The sequence below is a fragment of the Streptomyces sp. NPDC047981 genome, assembly GCF_040653315.1.
In the GTDB taxonomy this organism is placed as follows: Bacteria; Actinomycetota; Actinomycetes; order Streptomycetales; family Streptomycetaceae; genus Streptomyces.
Map to the genome: position 1 here is coordinate 153,451 of NZ_JBEZNQ010000009.1, position 6,031 is coordinate 159,481.

General features: G+C 75.1%; 5 protein-coding genes. All 5 read right to left on the reverse strand.

What is annotated here, in order from left to right; all coding sequences use genetic code 11:
- Positions 1 to 573 precede the first annotated feature (573 nt).
- The 5 genes from AB0E14_RS08490 to AB0E14_RS08510 all read right to left on the reverse strand — a co-directional run bounded on the left by AB0E14_RS08490 (position 574) and on the right by AB0E14_RS08510 (position 5,944).
- Positions 574 to 1,659 carry a GNAT family N-acetyltransferase gene (locus AB0E14_RS08490; protein ID WP_362413879.1) on the reverse strand — a complete coding sequence of 362 codons (1,086 nt, stop codon included), beginning with the start codon at positions 1,657 to 1,659 and terminating at the stop codon, positions 574 to 576.
- Positions 1,660 to 1,748: 89 nt separating this feature from the next.
- Positions 1,749 to 2,450: a lipopolysaccharide biosynthesis protein gene (locus AB0E14_RS08495; RefSeq protein ID WP_362413856.1), complete on the reverse strand. Its 702-nt coding sequence runs from the start codon at positions 2,448 to 2,450 to the stop codon at positions 1,749 to 1,751.
- Between the two features lie 8 nt (positions 2,451 to 2,458).
- A complete protein-coding gene (locus AB0E14_RS08500) occupies positions 2,459 to 3,592 on the reverse strand; it encodes a glycosyltransferase (protein ID WP_362413858.1) in 1,134 nt (377 codons plus the stop codon).
- On the reverse strand, positions 3,589 to 4,377 hold the full coding sequence (locus AB0E14_RS08505) for a polysaccharide deacetylase family protein (RefSeq protein ID WP_362413860.1): 789 nt from the start codon (positions 4,375 to 4,377) through the stop codon (positions 3,589 to 3,591). The genes AB0E14_RS08500 and AB0E14_RS08505 overlap by 4 nt, the downstream gene beginning before the upstream one ends.
- Positions 4,274 to 5,944 (reverse strand): lipid II flippase MurJ, encoded by a 1,671-nt coding sequence (locus tag AB0E14_RS08510; RefSeq protein ID WP_362413862.1) that lies wholly within the window; start codon positions 5,942 to 5,944, stop codon positions 4,274 to 4,276. The genes AB0E14_RS08505 and AB0E14_RS08510 overlap by 104 nt, the downstream gene beginning before the upstream one ends.
- Positions 5,945 to 6,031 lie beyond the last annotated feature (87 nt).

Below are 6,031 nucleotides of genomic sequence, written 5' to 3' on the forward strand. Positions count from 1 at the left end.
GTTCCGGAGGAGCCGGAGGTACCTGAAGTACCGGAGGTACCCGAGGTCCCGGAGGTGCCGGAAGTCCCGGAGGTGCCGGAAGTCCCGGAGGTGCCCGAGGTACCTGAGGTGCCTGAGGTTCCGGAAGTTCCCGAGGTGCCGGAAGTACCCGAGGTACCCGAGGTGCCCGCGGAGCCCGAGGTCCCGACGATCCCCGTACCCAAGCCCGAGCCGAAGCCCGAGCAGCCCGAGCCGAAGCCTGAGCCCAAGCCCGAGCCGAAGCCCGAGCAGCCCGAGCCGAAGCCTGAGCCCAAGCCGGAACCGAAGCCCGAGCCCAAGCCGGAACCGAAGCCTCAGCCCAAGCCGGAACCCAAGCCTCAGCCCAAGCCCGAGCCCAAGCCCGAGACCTGTTGGACCGTGAACCTCGGTTCGTGGGTCGACAGCTGGATCGGCGGGAAGGTCTGCGTCCCCCAGGTCGACATGAACTGGAAGGACGAGGTCGAGGCCGAGGTCAACGATGCCTGGGAGGACGTCCTGGACAGCGACAGCTGGCCCTTCTGACGTCCGTCCCCACCCGCACGGCGGCGGAGGAGATCATCCTCCGCCGCCGTCGGCGCGTCCCGGCAGCCTTCGCGACAGCCGTCCCGGCAGCCGCCCGAGCGCCTGCCCGACCCAGGCCCGCTCCCGCGCCTGCCGGGCCGCCCAGCGCCTGCCGTCCGCCGCGCCGGCGCGCAGCCACAGCAGCGGGGCCGTACCGCCGCCGGCCAGCATCAGCCGCTGGTTGGGCACGGTCTCCGGCCGCCAGTGCTGCTTGTACGGCTCCGTGCCGCGCAGCATGCTCAACGTCGCCCGTCCGCTCGCGCTGGTCTCCCGGGCCCCGTGCCGCAGCAGCATCGTCGCCACGTCGACCTTCCGCTCGCGCAGCACGGGATCCGCGCCGTACAGATAGCCGCCCGCGAGGCGCGGCGACATCAGCGTCAGGTCGGCCGCGACGACGTCCCCGCCGAGCCGGAACTCCGTCACCCGCGCGTCCCCGTGCTCGACCATGGGCCGCACGGCCCGCGCCAGGTGCTGGGCGAACCGGTCGCTGGTGTGCTCGACGGTCACACCCCGGCCCCGCCACTGGAGCTGATGCAGCTTCAGCAGGCGCTCCAGCGCGTCCGGCACCTCGTCCCCGGGCACGATCCGCTCGTCGATGCCGAGTGCGTCCAGCTTCCGCAGCTTCGCCCGCACCCGCTGGGCCTTGCCCGACGGGATCCGTTCGAGGAGGGCGTCCATCGGCACGGCGGGCAGCTCCAGGCAGAGCGAGTCGGGCAGCCGCCGCCTCGGCCCCCGCCAGCGGGCGAAGACCTGCTCGGCCGCCGCCCCCGGCCGGACCTCGCGCAGATCGATCACCGCCCCGCGCGCCGCCCTGGCCAGCGCCCCGGCCAGCGCGGGAGCCGCCTCCTGGCACGCGTCGTCGAGCAGGACGTCCGTGAAGTCGGTGATCGCACCGCCGAGCTGGGTGAGGACCGGGAGCGGACCCCGGGCGCGCATCAGGGGCGCCGCCGCGACCAGTTCGCCGTCGGCGCGTCGTACGAGCACCACCCGCAGCGCGCCCGGGGCGCCGTACGACACCCACCAGGAGTGCAGCCAGGAGTGCGACTGGAACGGGGTGGCCGTCGAGCAGCGGGAGTACAGCGACGCCCACCGCTCGGCGAGCCGACCGAACTCCGCGCCGTCCCGGCAGACCTCCGCCCGCAGCCCTCTGCCCGGGCCGCCGGCCCCCGTCACACCGCCTCCGGTGCCGGCTGCGGCTGCTGCTGGGCCGCCGTCGGGCCGGGCACGGCGGCCGTGGCCGTGGCCTGCCGCGAGTGCCGGGCGTCCGCGCGCGCCGCCCGCTGCGGCCGTACGAGCAGGGCGAGGCCGCCGAGGAGACCGCCCGCGCAGCCGCCGACCAGCGCGGAGAGCGGGGCGGACGGCGAGACGGGCGCCACGGGCTTGGTGGCGCGGGAGAACTGCACGACCTTCACCCCCGTGCTGCCCGACACGTGCGTGCTGTTGGTGACCAGGGCGCGGGCCACGCCGTCCGCCATGGAGACGGCCTTGGCGGGGGTCGTGGAGCGCGCGGTGATGGAGATCATCGGCGCGTCGGGGGAGGTCGCCGCCTGCACGCTCGCGCGCAGCGTCGCCGCGGAGACGCCCGCCCACACCTGCGCGTCGCCGGTCACCGCGATGTCGGTGGCGACCCGCCCGTAGGCCTGGGCGAAGCCGAGCGCGGCGGCCGGGTCGGACTTCTCGCCCGGGACCACGATCACGTAGCTGGTGGCCGCGTACTGCGGGGTCTTCACGACGCCGTAGCCCGCGCCGAGGGCCGCGCCGAGCAGGACGGACGCGGGCAGCACGAGGAGGCGGCGGGGGGTCCGCAGGGCGGCGGCGGAGAGCCGGGCGCGGCGGGGACTCGGGGGACTCAGCGGGGACTTGGGTGACATCGGTGGACTCACTTCGGGAGGGGAGGGGTGCCGTGGACGGCCTGTTCGTAGAGGGACAGCAACTGCTGTGCGCTGTGCGCGATGTCGTAGCGGCGCGCGGCGGCGGGCTGCGGCAGCCGGGCGAGCCGGGCGTCGCGGATGCCGCGCAGCGCGGAGACGAGTTCGGGTACGGACCGGCCGACCCGCCGCGCGCCCGGGGCCTCGTCGGGCGCCAGGTCGTCGACGGCCGGACAGGCCACGTACAGCGCCGGGAGACCGGCGGCAAGCGCCTCGACGACCGCGAGGCCGAAGGTCTCGTCGGGGGAGGTGGAGACGGAGACGTCCATCGCCGCGAGCAGCGACGGCAGATCGGGCCCGGCGGAGTCCGTCGGCGGCGGGTCCTCGCAGGCGCCCGTGAGGAGCACCCGGTCGGCGGCCCCGAGCTCACGGGCGAGCGCCGTGAGCCGCGCGCGCTCGGGGCCCTCGCCGACGAGCAGCAGCCGTGCCTCCGGCAGCTCCGCCACCGCCCGTACGAGCCGGTCGAAGCGCTTGCCCGGCGCGAGCCGGCCGACCCCGCCGACGACGAACGCGTCCTCCGGCAGGTCGAGCAGCTTCCGTGTCATCCTGCGCGCGTCCGCGTCGAAGCCGAAGCGCGCCCGGTCGATGCCGTTCGGCACGACCTCGATCCGGGCGCTCGGCACCCCCCAGGCGGCCAGCCGGCGGGCGACGCTCGGCGAGACGGCGACCGTGGTCGTGCCGAGCCGTTCGGTCGCCAGATACAGCGCGCGGGTGCCGGCGGAGAGCGGGCGGCCCTCGATCTGGGTGTCGCCGAGAGAGTGTTCGGTCGCGAGGACCGTACGGACCCCGCCGAGCCGGGCGGCGAGCCTGCCGTACACGCACGCCCGGTACAGGTGCGTGTGGACGAGGTCGTACCCGCCGCGCCGGACGATCCCGGCCAGCCGGGGCAGCGCGCCCAGGTCGCGGTTGCCGGCCATGCCGAGGTGGGTGACCGGGACGCCGTCGGACTCGATGCCACGGGCCACGGGGCCCGGGTTGGTGAGCGTGACGACCTCGCTGTCCACCGGCAGGTGACGCAGCATCAGCCGCAGCTGCTGTTCGGCGCCGCCGATTCCCAGACCGGTGATGATGTGCAGGACCTTCATGACGTCTCCTGGAGGGCGGCGCGCCCGAGATCGGTCGGGTGGCGGCGGCGCAGCGGGTGGAGCAGCCGCTTGGCGGTGAGCCGCCACGGGGTGTCCTGCTCGCCGATGTGGACGCGGGGCAGCGCGTGCGCGCAGGTCAGCGGGCCGGGGTCGATGGCGCAGCCGTAGCGGTAGCCGGCCTCCCGTACGGCCCGGACCGCACGGTCGTCGACGTCTCCGTACGGGTAGCAGAAGCCGTCCACCGGCTTTCCCGTGATCTCCCGCAGGAGCTCCCGGCTGCGCGCGGTCTCCCGGGTGAGGGCCGCCGCGTCCAGGGTGGGCAGCGAGACGTGCCGCAGGCCGTGCGAACCGATCTCCATGCCTGCCTCGGCCACCCGCAGGATGCCGTCCTCCGACAGCAGCGGCTTGCGCGGCCCGTCGCCGTCCCAGGCGTTCTCGCCGCCGATCCGGCCGGGCAGGACGTACACGGTGGCGGTGAAGCCGTGCCGGCGCAGCAGCGGCAGCGCCGAGTCGACGAAGTCGGCGTACCCGTCGTCGAAGGTGAGTCCGACGAGCCCCTTCGCGCGGCCCGCGGCGCGTGCGGCGAGCAGCTCGCGCACGGAGACCCCGCGCAGTCCGCGGTCGCGCAGCCAGTGCAGCTGCCGGGCGAACCGGACGGGCGAGACGGTCACCCGGTACGGGTCATCCGTGGTGTCGGCGATCGAGTGGTACATCACCACCCACGGTGGTGTCTTCGGCAGCAGTCGACGGATCGCGGCGGTGGGGGGCGCCGTGGCAGCGGGCATGGGCGAGCCTTCGTGATGCGGTGCGGGTGAGGGGTGGGATGTCCGGCGCACGGGCGGCGCAGGCGATGAAGAGCAGGAAGACGGCGACGCAGACCAGGCTCGCGACGGTGAGGGAGAGCAGCGCGGGGCCGATCAGGACCGAGGCGAGCCAGCCCGCCCCGGTGGCCCAGGCGGCGGCGGTCGCGAGCCGCAGGAGCCCCTCGCCGAGGTAGCGGACCCGGACCGGGATGGCCTGGCGGTGCGCGCCGCGCAGCATGAGCACGGCCGTCAGGGTGATCCCGAGGGCGTTGGCGGCGGCGATGCCGACGGCGCCCCACCACCCCGCGCCGACGACCCCGGCGACGGCGGTCAGGACGAGCCCGGCGGCCATGGCGGCAGCCGGGTACCAGAGCGGGCGGGCGGCGGAGAAGTAGCAGCGCACCAGCGTGCCGACCGTGGTCTGGCCGAGCAGCCCGAGGGCGTACACGCGCATCACGGCGGCGGTCGCGTCGGTGTCGCCGCGGTCGAAGGCGCCGCGCTGGAAGAGGACTTCGACGATCTGCGGGGCGGCGGCGATCACGATCGAGGTGCCGATGAGGACGACGACTGCGGCCAGCAGCAGGTCGCGCTCGACGCGCCGCCGGGCGCCGTCCGTGTCGCCCGCCGCCATGGCACGGGCGACGACGGGGAAGCTGACCGTGCACAGCATCAGCGACAGGATCATCGGCATCTGCGCGACCTTCTGCGCGTAGTTCAGATGCGAGATGGCGCCGGAGGGGAGCGGCGAGGCGAGGAAGCGCTCGATGAGGATCTGCGACTGGCGGGAGACCGTGAAGGCGATGACGGGGGCGATGAGCCCGAGCACCAGGAGCCGTCCGTCGCCGCCCGCGCGCTCGCCCCGCGGCAGGGGCTGCCTGCCGCGCAACTCCCGGATCAGGTACGGCGCCTGGACCGCCACCATCAGCGCCCCGCCGACGGCGACCCCGGCCGCGGCCGCCCGCACGCCGAAGGGTTCGCGGAGCACCACGATCGTGCCGATGATGCCGACGTTGTACGCGACGTAGATGGCGGCCGGTGGCAGGAACGAGCCGTGGGCGCGCAGGGCGGCGGAGCAGTACCCGGCGAGCGCGAAGGTCAGCACGCAGGTCGCGGTCAGCCGTGTGCAGTCGACCGCGAGCTGCGGGTCGGGCAGCCCGGGCGCGAGCGCGGCCACGAGCAGCGGCGCGGCGAGGACGAGGACCCCGGCGAGCGCGGACATGGCGAGCACGAGCCGGGGAAGCGTGGACCGTACGAGCGCCCGGACGGCGCCGCCCCTGCGGGTCAGGGCGCGGCTGAACGCGGGCACGAGGATGAGCGCCATGGCGTCCTCGATGAGCAGCGTCGACGCGAACTCGGGCACGGTCCAGGCGACCAGGAAGGCGTCGGTCTCGGCCCCGGCGCCGAAGTAGTGCGCGAGGCTCTGGTCCCGTACGAGTCCGAGGAGCGCACCGGCGGCCGTGAGCCCCGCGGTCACCGCCGCGGCCCGCCGGAGGAACCCGCCGCCCCCGGCGGCCTTCGGCGCTGCGTGCCGCGCCCGCCCGGGCTTCACGAGTACCTCAGGGAGTCTTTCGTGGGGGTGGAGACGGCCTAGCCGGAGCTTGTGAACCCCTCGGATTACAAGCTCGGCGCTCGGGCC